Annotated in this window: 15 protein-coding genes and 2 pseudogenes; 12 read left to right on the top strand and 5 right to left on the bottom strand. The window is 70.2% G+C overall.

Going from position 1 to position 15,407, the window contains the following annotated elements; genetic code table 11:
* Positions 1-95, top strand: a pseudogene (locus GFH49_RS40370) (RNA-guided endonuclease InsQ/TnpB family protein); the annotation flags it as partial.
* A gap of 44 nt (positions 96-139) precedes the next feature.
* Here the strand turns inward: GFH49_RS40370 and GFH49_RS25145 are convergent.
* Entirely contained in the window at positions 140-820 is a 681-nt protein-coding gene (locus GFH49_RS25145; RefSeq protein WP_155058356.1) for a DUF4097 family beta strand repeat-containing protein, read from the bottom strand.
* Positions 821-1,063: 243 nt separating this feature from the next.
* On the opposite strand from GFH49_RS25145, the gene GFH49_RS25140 reads away from it, so the two are divergent.
* Positions 1,064-1,819 carry a GbsR/MarR family transcriptional regulator gene (locus GFH49_RS25140; protein WP_155058349.1) on the top strand — a complete coding sequence of 252 codons (756 nt, stop codon included), beginning with the start codon at positions 1,064-1,066 and terminating at the stop codon, positions 1,817-1,819.
* A 120-nt stretch (positions 1,820-1,939) separates the two neighbouring features.
* Here GFH49_RS25140 and GFH49_RS40365 read toward each other — a convergent pair whose 3' ends face one another.
* A complete protein-coding gene (locus GFH49_RS40365) occupies positions 1,940-3,361 on the bottom strand; it encodes a PucR family transcriptional regulator (RefSeq protein ID WP_230396480.1) in 1,422 nt (473 codons plus the stop codon).
* A 275-nt stretch (positions 3,362-3,636) separates the two neighbouring features.
* Between GFH49_RS40365 and GFH49_RS25130 the strand changes: the two are divergent.
* From GFH49_RS25130 to GFH49_RS25120, 3 genes and pseudogenes are all read left to right on the top strand, one after another.
* Positions 3,637-4,515, top strand: a pseudogene (locus GFH49_RS25130) (DUF4394 domain-containing protein).
* A 163-nt stretch (positions 4,516-4,678) separates the two neighbouring features.
* Positions 4,679-5,218 (top strand): DUF3558 family protein, encoded by a 540-nt coding sequence (locus GFH49_RS25125; protein WP_230396479.1) that lies wholly within the window; start codon positions 4,679-4,681, stop codon positions 5,216-5,218.
* Positions 5,215-6,273, top strand: coding sequence for a DUF3558 family protein (locus GFH49_RS25120; RefSeq protein WP_155058347.1), 1,059 nt, complete (start codon positions 5,215-5,217; stop codon positions 6,271-6,273). The genes GFH49_RS25125 and GFH49_RS25120 overlap by 4 nt, the downstream gene beginning before the upstream one ends.
* A 99-nt stretch (positions 6,274-6,372) precedes the next feature.
* Here GFH49_RS25120 and GFH49_RS40360 read toward each other — a convergent pair whose 3' ends face one another.
* Positions 6,373-6,987, bottom strand: coding sequence for an ATP-binding protein (locus GFH49_RS40360; protein WP_230396478.1), 615 nt, complete (start codon positions 6,985-6,987; stop codon positions 6,373-6,375).
* Between the two features lie 241 nt (positions 6,988-7,228).
* Between GFH49_RS40360 and GFH49_RS25110 the strand changes: the two genes are divergently transcribed.
* Both GFH49_RS25110 and GFH49_RS25105 read left to right on the top strand, forming a co-directional pair.
* Positions 7,229-7,864, top strand: a complete 636-nt coding sequence (locus GFH49_RS25110) for an NsdA family TPR-like regulatory protein (protein WP_230396477.1) — start codon at positions 7,229-7,231, stop codon at positions 7,862-7,864.
* A gap of 10 nt (positions 7,865-7,874) precedes the next feature.
* The gene (locus GFH49_RS25105) at positions 7,875-8,447 is read left to right on the top strand and encodes a GNAT family N-acetyltransferase (protein WP_155058346.1); all 573 of its coding nucleotides are present in this window, start codon (positions 7,875-7,877) and stop codon (positions 8,445-8,447) included.
* Positions 8,448-8,728: 281 nt separating this feature from the next.
* Here the strand turns inward: GFH49_RS25105 and GFH49_RS25100 are convergent, their stop codons facing one another.
* Positions 8,729-10,312, bottom strand: a complete 1,584-nt coding sequence (locus GFH49_RS25100) for a right-handed parallel beta-helix repeat-containing protein (protein WP_155058345.1) — start codon at positions 10,310-10,312, stop codon at positions 8,729-8,731.
* 279 nt (positions 10,313-10,591) lie between these two features.
* On the opposite strand from GFH49_RS25100, the gene GFH49_RS25095 reads away from it, so the two are divergent.
* The 5 genes from GFH49_RS25095 to dacB all read left to right on the top strand — a co-directional run bounded on the left by GFH49_RS25095 (position 10,592) and on the right by dacB (position 14,313).
* Positions 10,592-11,011, top strand: a complete 420-nt coding sequence (locus GFH49_RS25095) for a Tat pathway signal sequence domain protein (RefSeq protein WP_155058344.1) — start codon at positions 10,592-10,594, stop codon at positions 11,009-11,011.
* On the top strand, positions 11,008-11,616 hold the full coding sequence (locus GFH49_RS25090; RefSeq protein ID WP_155058343.1) for a class F sortase: 609 nt from the start codon (positions 11,008-11,010) through the stop codon (positions 11,614-11,616). The genes GFH49_RS25095 and GFH49_RS25090 overlap by 4 nt, the downstream gene beginning before the upstream one ends.
* 134 nt (positions 11,617-11,750) lie before the next feature.
* Positions 11,751-12,242: an RNA polymerase sigma factor gene (locus GFH49_RS25085; RefSeq protein WP_155058342.1), complete on the top strand. Its 492-nt coding sequence runs from the start codon at positions 11,751-11,753 to the stop codon at positions 12,240-12,242.
* Complete coding sequence (locus tag GFH49_RS25080) at positions 12,226-12,723, top strand: hypothetical protein (RefSeq protein WP_155058341.1); 498 nt, start codon at positions 12,226-12,228, stop codon at positions 12,721-12,723. The genes GFH49_RS25085 and GFH49_RS25080 overlap by 17 nt, the downstream gene beginning before the upstream one ends.
* A 210-nt stretch (positions 12,724-12,933) precedes the next feature.
* Entirely contained in the window at positions 12,934-14,313 is a 1,380-nt protein-coding gene (gene dacB, locus GFH49_RS25075; protein WP_155058340.1) for a D-alanyl-D-alanine carboxypeptidase/D-alanyl-D-alanine endopeptidase, read from the top strand.
* A 124-nt stretch (positions 14,314-14,437) separates the two neighbouring features.
* Here the strand turns inward: dacB and GFH49_RS25070 are convergent, their stop codons facing one another.
* Positions 14,438-14,989: a tellurite resistance TerB family protein gene (locus tag GFH49_RS25070; RefSeq protein ID WP_155058339.1), complete on the bottom strand. Its 552-nt coding sequence runs from the start codon at positions 14,987-14,989 to the stop codon at positions 14,438-14,440.
* Positions 14,990-15,407 lie beyond the last annotated feature (418 nt).

Below are 15,407 nucleotides of genomic sequence, written 5' to 3'. Positions count from 1 at the left end.
CGGTTTCGGCCTGTGGAGCTGGTGTAAGACCTCAACGGAGTTCTCCGGGCGGGCAGTCGGCGATGAAACAGGAAGTCTCACGGCGCGAGCCGTAAGAATCTCCTCCCTTCAGGGAGGAGAGCGTCAAGACGTTGCTCCTTTACAGGGCTGCCAGGCTGCGGGCGGTGATGTCGCCGTAGGACGTGGTGGCGTGGATGTTCAGGCCGGCGGCGGGGCCGTCGGTGTTCAGAAGCGCGTTGTGGACGCGGCCGTAGCCGGTGCCGGCGTCGAGGGTGGCGGAGACTCCGTGGGCGGCGCCGACGGTGATGTCGCCCTGCTGGGTGCTCAGGGTGACGGTGCCGTCCGTGGCCTCGGTGATCTGGATGCCGCCCCGCTGGGTGCTGATCTCGGCGGGGCCGGCGAGGCGGCCCACGGTGACGTCGGCGTCGGCGGCGGTGATGCGGGCGCTCGCGGCCTCGTCGAGCTTGACCGAGCGGTAGCCGTCCGCGACGACGACGTCACCGAGCCGTCCGACGCCGCGGAACTCGGCGGCGGCCGTCTTCGCCTCGACGTGGGAACCGGCGGGCAGTTGGACGGTCACCTCGACGGATCCGGAGGGGCCGAGGTACTGGTTCTTCGCGGGTGGGGCCGAGATCCGCAGCATGCCGTCGCCGTAGGTGACCACGATCTGCTCCGCCGCCTTCACGTCGCGGCTCTTGCCGGCGTTCGCCGGCCGGACCTCGACGGTGGTGTCGGCGCGGTCGGCGGCGATGAGCTGGACGCGCCCGGCCGGGATGTCGAGGTGGGCGGAGATCGGGGCGGGGGTGTCGAAGGTCCGCATCGTGTGCTGGCCCTTGTGCATGGTGTACTCCTTGGAGGCGTTGTTTCCGTTGGCAGAAACGCTACGTTGCATTCATAGATTCAGCAATCAACTCATTGCGAGTAAGTGCTATCAGTGCAGGTGGAAGCTGTGAAATCGTTGCAACGACCCTGGATGTAATGCAACGAAGGCCAGTCCATCTGTTGCAATGAATTGAGTGTGAACGCTATGGTGGACAGGCCGCGCACCACGGAGGAGGCCACGATGCCGGGAGGCAGACTCACCCAGCAGGAACGCCAGCAGATCGCGCTGGGACTGGCCGACGGGCTCGCCTACGCGGAGATCGCCAGACGCCTCGACCGTCCGACCTCGACCATCACCCGCGAGGTCATGCGCAACGGCGGCCCCACCGGCTACCGAGCCGACCTGGCGCACCGCGCCACCGAACACCGAGCCCACCGCCGTAAGCAGGCCGCACCCCGGAGTCCGGAGGCGCCCCCGCAGGCCTACGGACGCGACCCGGAGGCGGTGCGCGAGTACGAGGAGGTGTTCACCACCGTCCTCATGGCTTCGGGCACGCCCAAGATGATGGCCCGGGTGCTGGCCTGTCTGTGCATCAGCGACGCGGGCAGCCTCACCGCGTCCGAACTGGCCCAGCGCCTTCAGGTCAGCCCGGCGTCCGTCTCCAAAGCGGTCGCGTTCCTCGACAGCCAGGGCCTCGTCCGCCGGGAACGCGACGAACGCCGCCGCGAGCGCTATGTCGTCGACGACGACATCTGGTACCAGTCGATGATGGCCAGCGCCCGGGCCCTCGCCCAGACCGTCGAGACCGCACGGCAGGGCGTCGGCATCCTCGGTCCCGACACCCCGGCCGGCGTCCGCTTCGAGAACATCGCCCGCTTCCTCGACTTCATCTCCGAGAGCACGGCCCGCGCGGCGGAGCAGGCCCGCGACATCCTGACCACGAAGCCGGGTCCTCGACCCGCGAAACCGGAGACGACGTCAGGCGGCACTGCCTGAGCCGCGCTCAGATCGCCGGCCGGGCGGTACGGCCGCCCGATCGGCGCATGCGGCCGACCCGGCGGAACGGCCTCATGCCCCTATGCCCCTATGCCCCTATGCCCCTATGCCCCTATGCCCCTAGGTCCCTCCGCCGCCCCACGCCCCCGACAAGCGCCGGGTCACGGCCGAACTCAGCGTCCGTACGCCGGAGGTGGAGCCGGGATCGATGCCGGTGAGTTCGCGGACGCGGCGCAGGCGGTAGTCGAGGGTGCGGGGGTGGACGTTGAGGGCGGTCGCGGCGGCGCTGCGGTTCATGTCGTGGCGGTAGTACGCGTCGAGCGTGACGACGAGGTCCGGGCCGGAGTCGAGGCGCTGGGCCACCGTGTGGAGCCAGGCGTCGACGAACGGGACCTCCGCGACGGCGAGTTCGACGAAGAGGTCCGGCATGGTGTGGGGCCGCAGCCGCGCGGACGGCCGCCGCAGCGGGGCCGTTTTGCTGATCCGCCGGGCCCGTTCGAGGGCGTCGGGGAGTTCGGAGCGGGGTGCGGTGACGGTGCCGGCGGCGCAGGGGCGCCCGAGGGCGTCGGCGAAGTCCCGTACGAGGTCGGCCACGGCGGCGGGTACGGAGGGCGGGCCCGCGGGGGGCGGGCCTGGATCACCGTCCGCGGGGGGCCGGCCTCCGCCACCGTCTGCGGCGGGCTGGCCTGGATCACCGTCCGTGGCGGGCTGGCCTCCGCCACCGTCTGCGGCGGGCTGGCCTGGATCACCATCCGCGGTCGGCTCGTCTCCACCACCGCCCGCTGCACGCCAACCCGCATCCCCGCCCGCTGCACGCCAACCCGCATCCCCGCCCGCGCAGGGCGTCACCGCGATCAGCTCACCCGCCCGGGATCCCGCCTCCGGGCACCACACGACCGGCACTTGGTGCGCCTTCACCAGCGCCTCGATCTCGCTCTCCAGGTCCCGGTCACCGGCCGGGCGGTCCGGCACCCGGAGCACGGTCACCGCCCAGTGCCCGGCGAGTCGCAGGTCCAGGACGGGAGCGAGTTCGTCGGCCATGGGGTCGCCGGTCAGCAACGACCTGGCCAGCAGGGCGACTTGTTCGACGTACGGCATACGACGTCGTAGTACCGCCACGAACCCCCGGCGGTAGGCGCCGATGCCGCGCTCGCCCTGGGGCGCGAACCAGCTCATCATCCGCATGAGTTCCTCGACCCCGCCGCCGCGTTCCGCGTCGGTCGCCTCGTTGATCTCACGCAGCATGAGTGCGGTGTGCACGCGCAGGACGCGCCGGCGTGAGTCGAGTGACATTCCGGCCGCCGCCCGTAACTCGCCGATTGACGCGATGTAGTCGAGATCGTCCGGATTCAACTCGCTGTTGTCCGGTGCCAGTTCGATCGTACGGCGCCGGAACCACAGCGAATACTCCATCGTCCGGTCCCTGGCCCGCTGGTCCGTGCCCAGGAATGCGAACTCCGGAATCTCGCGCAGATACGTCTCGACCTCCCGGCGGGCGTTGGCCGTCGCCTGTCGGGCCAGCTCAGCGAAGAGGTTCCCCATGGGACGTGAGCATGCCAGCCCTGGTGAACGGGTCGACAGACGAAATCCGGACGGCATTTTGTCACTTCGCGTGAATCGGCCGCCGCCGCATCGGTGGCGCATTTTTCACTACGCGCAAAGTTCCCGCCCGGAAGCCCCGTTGTCACTCGATCCGCTTGTGGAGCTGCCGTGAAGACGACTTAATGGGGGTCATCGTAATTCCCGCATTCGCATTCGCAGAGATTCACCAACCCTGCGCGCCTACTGGAATTCAGCCAAACGGGAGGGAAACAGCGATGAAATCAGGAATCAGAAAGAGACTCGCGGCGGCGATCGCGGTCCTGTCCGCGTCCTCGGCGCTCATGCTGAGCGTGCCGGGCACCAGTGCGGCCGCCCCCGCCGCCACCCCCAGCCTGCGGGCCTTCGGGATCACCGGCGACGGCACCCTGATGGCCACCTTCACCACCGACCGGCCGGACGTGCTCAACTGAGTCAGCGTCATCACCGGCCTCGTCGGCGACACCAAACTGATCGGCGTCGACCACCGGGTGCAGGACGGCCTGTTGTACGGCGTCGGCGAGCGGGGCGGCATCTACACGATCAAGACCCCGACGTCGCCCGGCGGCTCTGTCGTCGTCACCAAGGTCTCCCAGCTCCAGGTTCCGCTGCAGGGCACCAACTTCGACGTCGACTTCAACCCGGCGGCCGACCGGCTCAGGGTGATCAGCGACCAGGGGCACAATCTGCGGCACAACCTCAATGACCACAGCACCGTCGAGGACGCCGTCCTGCCCACCCCGCCCACCCTCGGGCCGACGCGGGGCGTCACCGCGGCCGCCTACACCAACAACGACCTGGTCGGATCCACCGGGACCGTCCTGTACGACATCGACACCACGACCGACAACCTCGTCATCCAGTCGCCCGCCAACAACGGCACCTTGTCCACCGTCGGCTCCCTCGGCTTCAACGCGCAGCCCAACGCCGGCCTGGACATCTACAGTTACCTGACCAACGGCAAGACCACCTCGGTCGCCGCCTTCGCCTCACTCACCCCGAGCGGCGCGAGCACCCCGACGCTCTACAGCATCAACCTGGTCACCGGCGAGCCGACCCCGATCGCCACGTTCCCGCTGAACATCACGGACCTGGCCATCATCATGTCCGGCAGCTGAGTACCTGCTGCGACGGCCCGCCGGACAGCCGTCCGGCGGGCCGTCTCCGGCATGCCGTCCTCCGGGACCGGTCCCGGCACTGCGCCACTACCGTCCCGGTATGCCGCGATTCGCTCTTGACCAGTGTCCCCGGGGCGGGCGCTCCCGTCTGACAGCCGGACTCGTGCTCGCCGCTGCCGTGAGCCTGCTCAACGCCGGGTGCTCGAACGGGCAGGGTGTGCGGTCGTCGTCCCCCGATACGACATCCGCATCCTCCGCCTCCGCTACCACCTCGCCCTCCCCCTCCGCCGAAGCGCAGGTCAGCAAGTACACCCAGGCGCAGCTGGCGGCGCGGCCCTGCGCTGCCCTCGACGAGCACGACCTCGCCGCCCTCGGAATCAGCGGCCGCGGGACACGGGAGTCCGGCGAGTACGGACCGTCCTGCCACTGGAAGCTGGCGGGCCAGAACGTCAGCCTCGCCCTGGACCTGCCGCTGTCCTACGCGGAGACCATGACCGAGAACGGGCGGATCACGCAGGTGCCGGTGGGGCAGCACATGGCCACCCAGGCCGAATTCCAGGGGATCTGCTTCGTCTTTGTCGCGGTGCACGATACGAACCACCTGGTCGGCACCACGACCATCCCGGAACCCGGGGAACCGCAGGACACAACGTGTCCCGCGGGAGCGTCCGTCGCCGCCGCTGCCCTGACCCACATCCGATGACGCCCCGGCTCGCGCGCGGCGCGCGTTGCGCGACGGTACCGGCGGCCGCACTGGCCATCGCGCTGTTCGCCACGGGATGCTCCGCACAGGACAACGCGCGGGACAAGCGGGACAACGCGTCTTCCGCCGCTCCTTCTCGCACCTCAGCCGAATCCACACCATCCGCCCCCAGCAGGGTCTCCCTGTCCGTCACCCCCGATGAGCTGCGGGCCGCCGACCCCTGCAAGCTGATCGACGAGAAGGTGCTGGCGAAGTTCGGGAAGGCCGAGTACGACCGGGGGATCAGCTACGGCCAGTGCGACATCCAGCTGGACGGACCGGACGACGGGTCCGTCTCGGTCTTCGTGGACCTGCAGTCCGGACCGAGCGACGTGTCCGCGGGCGATCCCGCACCAACGCCCGTCCTACGGGACGGCGTCACCGTCTACGAGAACGAGAGCTACGGCGAGTTCACCGGCGGCAAGAACTGCACACGGGACGTGGTGGTGCGGGAAGGGGCCGCGGCGGTCGCGATCGGCGTCTACGGAGACGAGTCGGATGCCGGCGCCTGTCCGATCGCCGACACCGCCGCCGCCGACGTCATCCGCCTGCTCAAGTCCGGCGACCTTCCCTCCGCCCGCCACGCCCCCGACTCGCTGGCGAACCACGACGCGTGCGAGCTGATCAAGAAAAGCGAGGCGGCGCGCGTCCCCGGCATCGACCCCGACGACCGGCACGCCGACTTCACCGGTCAGAGCTGCACCTGGGGCGCCGAGAACATCGACGAACCCCACCTGTACGTCCTCTTCGAGCACCTCGACGAAGCGCTGGAGGGACGCCCGCTCACGGTCGGGGGGCGCACGGCAGCGGTGAAGTACAGCCCCGCCGACGAGGACAGCTGGGCCCTCGGGCCCTCCCTGCCGAGCTGCTCGGTCGACATCGAGTACGGCGAGGCCGGCCCGACCGTCAAGGGCCAGACCGAGGTGGTCTCGGTGGGAGTCAGCGGCTACTCATCGAGACAGGAGCTGTGCGCCCTCGCCCAGGACCTGGCCCCCAAGGCCGTCGCCCGCCTCTAGGCCAAGGCCCTGCTCATCCGCCACAGGGGAGCGGATGAGCAGGGCGGGGTTGTTCACCGCCCGGTGCCGAGCACTGGGTCTTCGGCACCAGGCGGCAGCTCAACGGGCGCTGCCAGTGACGTGCGGTCGGCGGTGCAGGGCTCGCAGATCCACAACCTGAACAAGCGGCCTCGGTGGCACGCCTCGCCCCATACCCGGCCGGCCAACCCCAACCGGCGGGCGCAGCGCACGCAGTCGATGGCCATCTGCTGGCGCGGGCTGAGCTGGGCGACGCACGGCAGCGCGACCACGGGCGACGCGCTCACTCCTCACGTCCGCGCGCAGCTCGGCCCACACGCGCTTCCCTCCGTGCACCAGCTCGCTGCCCCAGTCATGGGCGAGGGCGCCGACGAGGAGAACCCCGCGGCCGTGCTCGGCGTCCGGGGACGGCGTGCCCGGGACGGGTCTGGTGCGCGACGTGTCCGTCACGACGACCCGCGCGGACAGGGGACCGGTGCGGGTGATCGAAGCGCCGACCGTCGCCGCGTCCGTGTGCTCCACCGCGTTGGCCACCAGCTCCGTGACGACCTGCTCGGCGACATCGACGAGCTGAGGCAGGCCCCAGGTTTCCAGAGCGAGCGCTATGTCCTGTCGCGCCTGCCGGGCAGCCTCCAGCCTCGCCGGATAGCGCTCCTGATAGCGCTGTGGCCCTACGTGTGCAGCGGTCATGGTCATCGTCGCGTCCCTCGGTGGTGCTCGCGTTCGATGGGCGGGCTGGGCTGTCAACAGCCGCCCGCATAGAGGGAGGGCAGCCGATGACCAGACAACTCCCCGTCGCGCCGAGCTGGTGAGCCGCCTTGTCACTGTCTACGCAAGCAGCATCGTGGGAGCGGCTGCGACGCCGGAGCGATGTAAGAGCGATGAAAGAACGGGCCGTTGGCGGCGTGATCTCTGCGGACGCCGGGGCACGAACAAGGTGGGGGCGGTACGGTCCCCCCTCGAAGGGCACGCCTTCGGCTGCCTCTCTCTGCTGGCCAAGGCATCGGGCCGTCCCCGCGAGGCGATCTCCGCAGCCCAGGGCGCCCAGACGGTAGTGAAGTCGTACGGCTCGGCGCGGATGCTCTCCCTCATGGCGATGCGGGAGGCCGGCGGCTGGGCCCTGCTCGGCGACGCCGACGCCACGGATCAGGCGATCGTGCGCGCCCACCGCCTCTACGCCAAGGGACCGAGCGACGCGGACCCCGCATGGCTGGAGTTCTACACGCCCGCCGAACTGGCCGGACTCGAAGCCCTCGCGCGGGCCGACCTCGACCAGCACGAACGGGCCGCAGCCGGAGCCGAGCAGGCCGTGCTGCTTCACGGCGACACCTTCGCTCGCAACCGCGCCCTGTACACCGCGGACATCGCCATCCAGCATGCGGTGAGGGAACGGCCCGAGCCGGAAGCCGCGGCAGAGGCCGCCAGCCGCGTCCTGGCCTACCTTCCCGAGGTGCGCTCGGACCGGCTGTTGAAGCAACTGCACAACGTCGAGAGCGCGCTTCAGCGGCACGCCGCCATCCCGGAGGTTGCCGACTGGCTGGAGGAGTACCGCACCATCACCGCTGTCAGCTGAGGAGGAGACGGTGACCACCCCGAGCACGCGTACCAATGTGGTGATCCGCACCTACGGGCCCGGCAAGGTGCCGCCGATGCTCGACGTGCTCGCCGACATCTGGGCCGACGCCCACCCCGAAATCGTCGACAACCCGAGCGCGGAGGCGCTCGGCCTGTCCGTGTCCGCCCTGCGCCGCCAGGTCGAAGGCCACCTCAAGCACTCCGGCTTCGCTCTCGTCGTCGCGTACGCGGGCGGCACTCCCGTGGGCTTCGGCTACGCCTTCCTCTGCTCTGCCGACTACTGGTTCGGCCCCGGCCTGGTCGATCAGGTCCCCGAGGGCGCCCGCACGGAGCGCCTGATGGGGCTGTGCGAACTGGCCGTCCGCCCGCCGTGGCAGTCCCAGGGCCTCGGCACACGGCTGCACACCGCGCTGATCCAGGCCGTCAATCCGAAGTGGTCCTCACTGCTCGCACTGCCGTCCAACCAACGCGGTCAGGACCTCTACGCGCGGCTCGGCTACCGGTGTGCGGGCGAGTACCGGAACACACCCGACGGCCCGGCCTTCGATCTGCTGCTTCTCCGTGTCGAGGATGTGGACTGACCGGACTGACGAAGGGGCGGTCGAACACGATGGTCTCCCTCACTCTCGGCGCGCTCGGCGGCCCGCCGGACAGCAGTTGTCCCGCGGGCCGCTCCGTGGGCCGTGTCCAAGGAGTGGTGTATGGCTCGGACCTGGGAAATTGTTGCGTAAGTCCCACCGCCGTCGGCAAAATCCCAGGTCACGAACCTGGCCGGTGGGACTCAGCGCCCAATTGGCCAGCGAGCGCCGCGAGCCGCCCTACAGCACCTCCGTGGACAGGACCCTCCGTGTGATGACTGCGATCAGGGAGTGACCTGGGTGCCTCCGAAGGTCACGACCAGGCGGCCGTCCGAGGCGAAGGACCAGCCCAGGGCGCCGCTGTACGAGGAACACCGGGAGCCGTTCGTGCCGGACCAGAACTGGTTGGAGCTGTCGGCGTCGCCGATGATCCGGTCGTTCGTGCCGCTGCCGCCGCGGCACGAGGTGTTGTTGCGGAACACCGAAGTGCCGGCGTCGAAGTTGAAATTGCGTTCGGTGTTGTCGACGCTGACGTTGTTCGAGATCGTCATCGAGCCCGGGTTGCTGTTGTAGGTGAACCCGTGCTTGCCGTTGTCGACGGCGAAGCTGCGCCGGACGACGTGGTTGACCGGCACGTCCTCGCCGCCGAGCTTGTAGCCGTTGCGGTCGCCGTTGCCGGCCTGGGAGCCGTCGCTGAGGGTGCCGTTCTCGTAGGAGAGGGAGTCCTCGATGGTCACCGGGCCGATGGGGTCCTCGTCGGCGTAGGTGTAGAGGTCCCAGCCGTCGTCGATGTTGTTGTGGGCCACGGTGTTACGGAAGACGTTCCCGGTGCCGGTGGTCAGCTTCGCCGCGAAGCCGTCGGCGTCCTCGCCGTCGGAGTCGGCGTTGTCGTGCGACTCGGCGCTGAGGATCAGGTTGTCGGACGGCCACTGGCTGGTCGGGGTGGAGGAGGAGATCCGCCCGAGCTGCAGCCCCGTGTCGCGGTTGAAGCGGGTGACGGTGCGCTCGATGACGTTGTTGCTGCCGCCGACGAAGATGCCGTTGTCCCCCGCCCGCTCCACGACGATGCCGGAGACGTGCCAGTACGAACCCATCACCTGGAGCCCGCGGTTGGACGAACTCTCGCTCTGCGCCGAGAAGTTCAGCACCGGCCGCTCGCCCGGGTAGGCGGAGAGCGTCGTACGGGCGCTTGAGCTGCCGTTGTTGCCCACCGGGATGGTGACCGTCGAGGAGTGGTTGTACGTCCCTCCGCGCAGGTAGATCGTGCCGCCGGCGGAGATACGGCTGATCGCGGACGTGAGTGTGGTGGGAGCGGACTCCGTACCGGCGGCGCCGTCGGTGCCGTTCGGCGCGACGTACAGGACGGGGCCGGTCGGCGCCGGGGTCGTGTCGCTCGTCGTCACGTCGACGTAGTCGATGTTCGGCAGACCGGCCGCGGTGGTCGGGTTGAGCCGGATGGTGTTGCTGCCCGCGTTCACCGGCACGGTCAGCGTCCTGGTGACCCAGGTCGACCAGGCGCCCGTGCCCTCGAACGACGGCGTCTGCACCGTGGACCCGTTGACGACCAGGCCGGCGGGACGAGCGGTGGTGGTGCCGTTGGCGAAGCGGATGTTCAGGGTCGCCGTGCCCGATGCGGGTGCGGTCACGGTGAACTGGGCATAGCCGCTCGTGGAGTTGGTGCCGTTGCAGAACCCGCTGCCGGAGAAGCCGGTCCAGTCGGAGTCGACGGTGCCGGTGCAGACCGCCGGGGCGCTCTCGGCCTCATATCGGGTGGTCGCCGCTTGTGCTGGGGTGCCGGACAGCGCGACGAGTGTCCCGGCCAGCAGGCCGGCGGACGCGATGACTGGTCCCACTGATCTCAGTCGCATCGTTCGTCTCCAAGTCGGTTGGATTCACATCCCGTTGGTTTGGTTCACACCCAGGTGAGGGAAAGCGCTTTCTTGGAAGCTAGAGGCCTGATCCGTGCGCGTCAATAACTTGTACGTGATTGTCGTTCACCAGTATGAACTGCGATGCGAAGTCGGCCTCTTCGACGGCTTTGCCGTCTCTTTACAACCCGCCCCGCCCCCGCCTCGTCTCTCCGCTCGATCCGTCACACAGCCCACCGCGTACCGCACGGGCCGACGAAGACGAAAGAGAGCGAAACCATGCGCCGAACTGTCCTCAGCGTCCTGGCACTTGCGTGCACCGCCGTACTGGCGGCCACCGGGCCCGCGCTCGCCGACGAGACGTCGACCCAGGCAGCCCCCACGGCGACCGCCATCCCGAGTCCCGTGCCGACCGAGGACGCGACCGCGAGTGCCGTGCCGACCGAGGACGCGACGGCGAGTGCCGTGCCGGCCGAGCCGCCGACTGCCGCGCCGACGGAGGACATCGCCAGCCCCGAGCCGACGCAGGTCCCGGACGATCAGGTCTCCGTCGTCCCGAGCGGCGCCCCCGACACCGGAGTGACGCCGGAGGACTCGGGGTCCGGCGCCGGACTGGTCGGTGGCGGGGCTGCCGCGGCGCTGGGCCTGGGCGGCGCGGCGGTCTTCGTCGTACGGCGCCGGCGGGCGACCGGGGCATGACGCCGCCGCTCTCCAGGCGTACGTTCGCGACCGCGGCGGCGGGTGTGCCGGCGGCCTCGCTCCTCGCGGGCTGCGGCGGCGGTCCGGGTGAGCGGACCGAGCACGCCACCGGAAGCCCGCCGCGGTCAACTCCCGGGGCCGCGAAGGCGGTCGGCCGTTCGGTGCCCGTCCGGCTGCGCATCCCCGGCATCGGGGTCGACACCCCGGTCATCCGGCTGGGGCTGGCGGCGGACGGCACGGTGCAGGTGCCGCCCATCACCGCGCACGACCGGGCGGGCTGGTACGAGCACTCGCCGACGCCGGGTGAGTTCGGCCCGTCGGTGATCCTCGGCCATGTCACGGTCGGTGCGTACGGCGACGGCGTCTTCCGGCACCTTGCGCGGCTGCGCCGGGGCGACCGGATCGACGTGCGCTTGGGGAACGGCACGGAGGCGGCGTTCGCCGTGACCGCCCTGCGGACGGTCGCCAAGGCGGACTTCCCGACCGACGACGTCTACGGTGACGTAGGCCGTCCGGAGCTGCGGCTGATCACCTGCGGCGGACCCAAGAGCGGCGCCGAGTACCGCGACAACGTGATCGTCTTCGCCGCGCTGAGCACGCGCTGAGCACGCGCTGACCGTGAACTGGCCGGGAGCGAGCCCGAGTTGAGCCCGAGTTGAGCCCAAGTTGAGTACGAGTTTGAGCCCGAGTTGAGGACGAGTCGAGCCCGTCCCCACGACCCGCACCACCCTGGAGAGCGTTGAAACGGTCCCGCGACAAGGCAGCGTCGGAGCTGTTCGCCGCCCTCTACCCGCGCCTGGCCGGCTGGTGCCGCCGTCTCGTCGACGACGACGAGACGGCGCACGAGATCGCGTCGGAGGCGTTCACCCGGCTGTGGGCCCGCTGGACGAAGGTGGAGGAGCCCCGTGGTTTCCTCTATGTCACGGCGGCCAACCTCGTCCGGGACCACTGGCGCAAGCTGGAGCGCGAGCGCCGGGCCGTGCGCAGGGCCACCCATGAAGTGGCGGTCCGCCCGCACGCCGAACCGGCGGACCCGTCCGTACGGCTGCTGGTGCAGTCCCTGCCGGAACGACTGCGCGTGCCGATCCTCCTGCACTACTACGCTGACATGCCGATCCGGGAGGTGTCCGCGCTGACCGGACGTAAGGAAGGAACCGTCAAGGCCGACCTGCACGCGGCCCGCGAACTGCTCCGCGTCCATCTGAGGAGAAGCCTTGACCACACGCTTTGACGATGACCCGGAGTCCGCACCGGACGACCCCCTCGCGGTGATCCTCCGCCCCGCCTCCGAGCACCTCGCCCCGCCCCCCGGCCACTACGAGGCGATCCGTCGCACCGCGTCCCGCCGCCGACTGCTCCGCGCCGCGGCCGGAGCGGGGCTGACCTGCGCCGTCGCCGCCCTCATCGCGCTGCCCGTCCTGACCGGGTCCGAGTCCCCCGCGCCCCCTGCGGCCCCGCTCGCACCCCCACCCCCGAGCGGTCGTACGACGCCCCCCGCTCCGTCGGCGTCCTCCACCCCTTCACCGTCCCCCGACAGCGCCAGGCCCAGCCCGGACCCCCGCACCGACGTGTCCCGCCCGTCGGCCGGCACGACAGCGGCCACCGCGGTCGGACCGTCGGCGTCGGCGGTCCCGACGGAGGAGGTCGCGACGGCCACGACGGCCACGACGGCCACGACGGCCACGACGGCTACGCCCGAGAGCGGCCCCTGACCGGCACGGGGGTGCCATCGACGTCGGACGCCGGACGCCGGACGCCGTACGAGCGGAGAACTCTTGCCGGGGCCGACATGCGACCGGTTCCGGTGCCTGTTTTGTGACGAGTGGGGTGCAATTCCCGCATAAGTTATGCCTGTTATGCCCGCACCATTCGTCTGCTCTCCCCACTCGCACCGAGGCCCCCACATGCCCAGTAGTCCCCACATGCCCAGCAGTCCGTGCAAACCCAGCAGTCCGTGCAAACCCAGTGGTCCGCGCAAACCCAGTAGTCCCCGCAAGCCCAGACCGATGAGCCCATCCCTCCGCCGCGCGCTCGCGATCGCGGCGACCGTCCCCCTCGCCGCGACGATGCTCACCGCTCCGGCCGCCGTCGCCGTCGACACGGCTGCCGTCCACACGGCCGCCGGGCCACGCCCCGCCGCCGAACTCGACCGCGCCGAGCGGAGGATGGCGGACAACCTCGGCATCCGGGTCCGGGACCGACGGCTGGGCGGCCGGGTCGGCGGGGTCGTCATCGACGCGAAGTCCGACAGGACGATCTGGGGCCACCACGCGGCGACCGCGCTGATGCCCGCGTCCAACGTCAAACTCGTGACCGCCGTCGCGGCGCTGACCGTGCTCGGCCCCGGTCACCGGTTCACCACCAGGGCCGTCCACGGCGGTGGCACGCTCACCCTCGTCGGCGGCGGCGACCGCACCCTGACCACCGGGGACCTCGACGCGCTGGCCGAGGACGCGGTCGCGGGACTGAGGAGGGCGGGAGTCACCTCGGTGAGGGTCCGCGTCGACGGCCGTCTCTTCCCCAGGCCCACCCTCGCCACGGGCTGGAAGCGCGGCTACTACCCCGGCGAGGTCACGCCGGTGCGGGCCCTGGCGGTGGCCGGTCGCGCCGTCACGGACACCTCGCTGGACGCCGGGCAGGTCTTCGCGCGGCTCCTCGCCGAGCGGGGCGTCACCGTCACCGGTGGCGTCACCCGGGGCGGGGCCGGGGCCCGGGACGTCACCGTCGGGCTGCACCGGTCGGCCAAGCTGTCCAGGATCGTCAAGCGCATGCTCAAGGTGAGCGACAACGACATCGCCGAAGCGCTGCTGCGGATGACCGCGCTCGGCGCCGGACGCCCGGCCACGTTCGAGGGCGGGACGGCGGCCGTACGGACTGTGCTCAGCCGGACGTACGGTGTGTCGCTGGCCAACTTCAGGATGTACGACGGCAGCGGGCTGTCCCGGGCCACCCGGATCCCCGCGCGGACACTCGCCGAGATCCTCGACCTGACCGTCGACCCCCGCCACGCCCGGACGCTGAAGCACGTCGCGGACGGACTGCCGGTCGCCGGGCAGGCGGGCTCGACCCTCGGGCCGGAGTGGGGCCGGTTCGACACCGCGGCCTCGAAGTGCGCCGTCGGGAAGGTCAGGGCCAAGACCGGCACGCTGACCGGCGCCATCGCCCTGAGCGGCATGACGAAAACCCGGGGCGGGCGGTGGAGGATCTTCTCCTTCGTGGAGAACGGCTCACCCGCGCCCCCGAGCGCGACCAGGGACGCCCTCGACGGTCTGGCCGCCACGGTCAACGGCTGCTGGGCCTAGAGAGCCGCACACCGGAGCCGTTCCTGCCGTTACGGCCGTTCCTGCCGTTACGGCCGTTCCTGCCGTTACGGCCGTTCCTGCCGTCACGGCTGTTGCTGCCCGGCTCCGGTGTGCGCGCGGGCGGTCAGAGGCCGAACTCCTGGGGGGAGAGGTTGAGTGCCGTGCATGCCTCGCGCAGGACCTGCTCCTCGGCCGGTGCGATGTACCCGTCCGCGCCGGCCACGACGAAGCCGGTCTGTACGACGGCCCTGGCCTCGGTCGGCTTCTTCGCGGCCTTGGCGATCTCCTGCAGGGCCTCCGCCTTGGCGTGCTGGAAGTTGACCGCGAGCTGGTCGACATGCTTGTTGAACCGGGTCCGCAGCTGGTCGGGCGGGAAGTTCTGCAGGACGTCGTTACTGACGATCAGTGACTCCACGTGCTGCCGCTCGGCCGGGTCGACGGTCCCGTCGGCGGCGGCGACCAGGGCGCACATGGCCATACTCGCGTCGCGGTACGCGCCGCTCTTCAGCTCCGTCTTCAAAGACGTGAGCTGGGACTTGAGCGTGTTCACCAGCTGCGCCCTCGACCCCCCGCCGGACCTCGCACCCGGGGTTCCGTGGCTGCCGGAGCCCCGCGAGCCCTGCGACTGCTGCTGCAGCCCCTTGGCCTGGTCCTTGATCCGATCCCACATCGCCATGCGTGCCACCTCGGCTTGAGCCCACGTCGTCCGTTCGCCCGCACCATTCCCGGGCTTCCTCCTGGCAACGCCTCCCCACTCTCCCGAGTTCCATGTGGGGCTGTTGGAGGGACGGAACGGACGGAGGGAACGGGTGCATGAGGCAGCTATGTCAACATATCCATGTCCCCGTAACCGGTGTGGCACATGTGACGCCCGTTACTGGTCTGTCGTATCGCCACTCGTGTGGATGTGGCCGATCTGCGGCTGTCGAACGCAGTATCGATCCAACATGTGGGCCTCATATCGGCCATACGGAACGTGACTGATTGTCCATCTGCCCCGCGGACTGCCCGTCCGGCAAATGCCTGATCGGTGGACGAGTGTGCGCATCGGGTGAACATTGTTCAACTGCGAACGGTTTCTCTCCGTGATCTGA

The organism is Streptomyces blattellae (assembly GCF_009709555.1).
Classification (GTDB): Bacteria; Actinomycetota; Actinomycetes; order Streptomycetales; family Streptomycetaceae; genus Streptomyces; species Streptomyces blattellae.
This window is presented reverse-complemented; position numbering and strand designations above follow the sequence as displayed.

Bases quoted from the DNA above. Each gene is read 5' to 3' on its own strand.
- GFH49_RS25145 (WP_155058356.1), bottom strand. From the start codon at position 820: ATGCGGACCTTCGACACCCCCGCCCCGATCTCCGCCCACCTCGACATC.
- GFH49_RS25140 (WP_155058349.1), top strand. From the start codon at position 1,064: ATGCCGGGAGGCAGACTCACCCAGCAGGAACGCCAGCAGATCGCGCTG.
- GFH49_RS40365 (WP_230396480.1), bottom strand. From the start codon at position 3,361: ATGGGGAACCTCTTCGCTGAGCTGGCCCGACAGGCGACGGCCAACGCC.
- GFH49_RS25120 (WP_155058347.1), top strand. From the start codon at position 5,215: ATGACGCCCCGGCTCGCGCGCGGCGCGCGTTGCGCGACGGTACCGGCG.
- GFH49_RS40360 (WP_230396478.1), bottom strand. From the start codon at position 6,987: ATGACCATGACCGCTGCACACGTAGGGCCACAGCGCTATCAGGAGCGC.
- GFH49_RS25100 (WP_155058345.1), bottom strand. From the start codon at position 10,312: ATGCGACTGAGATCAGTGGGACCAGTCATCGCGTCCGCCGGCCTGCTG.
- GFH49_RS25095 (WP_155058344.1), top strand. From the start codon at position 10,592: ATGCGCCGAACTGTCCTCAGCGTCCTGGCACTTGCGTGCACCGCCGTA.
- GFH49_RS25090 (WP_155058343.1), top strand. From the start codon at position 11,008: ATGACGCCGCCGCTCTCCAGGCGTACGTTCGCGACCGCGGCGGCGGGT.
- dacB (WP_155058340.1), top strand. From the start codon at position 12,934: ATGCCCAGCAGTCCGTGCAAACCCAGCAGTCCGTGCAAACCCAGTGGT.
- GFH49_RS25070 (WP_155058339.1), bottom strand. From the start codon at position 14,989: ATGGCGATGTGGGATCGGATCAAGGACCAGGCCAAGGGGCTGCAGCAG.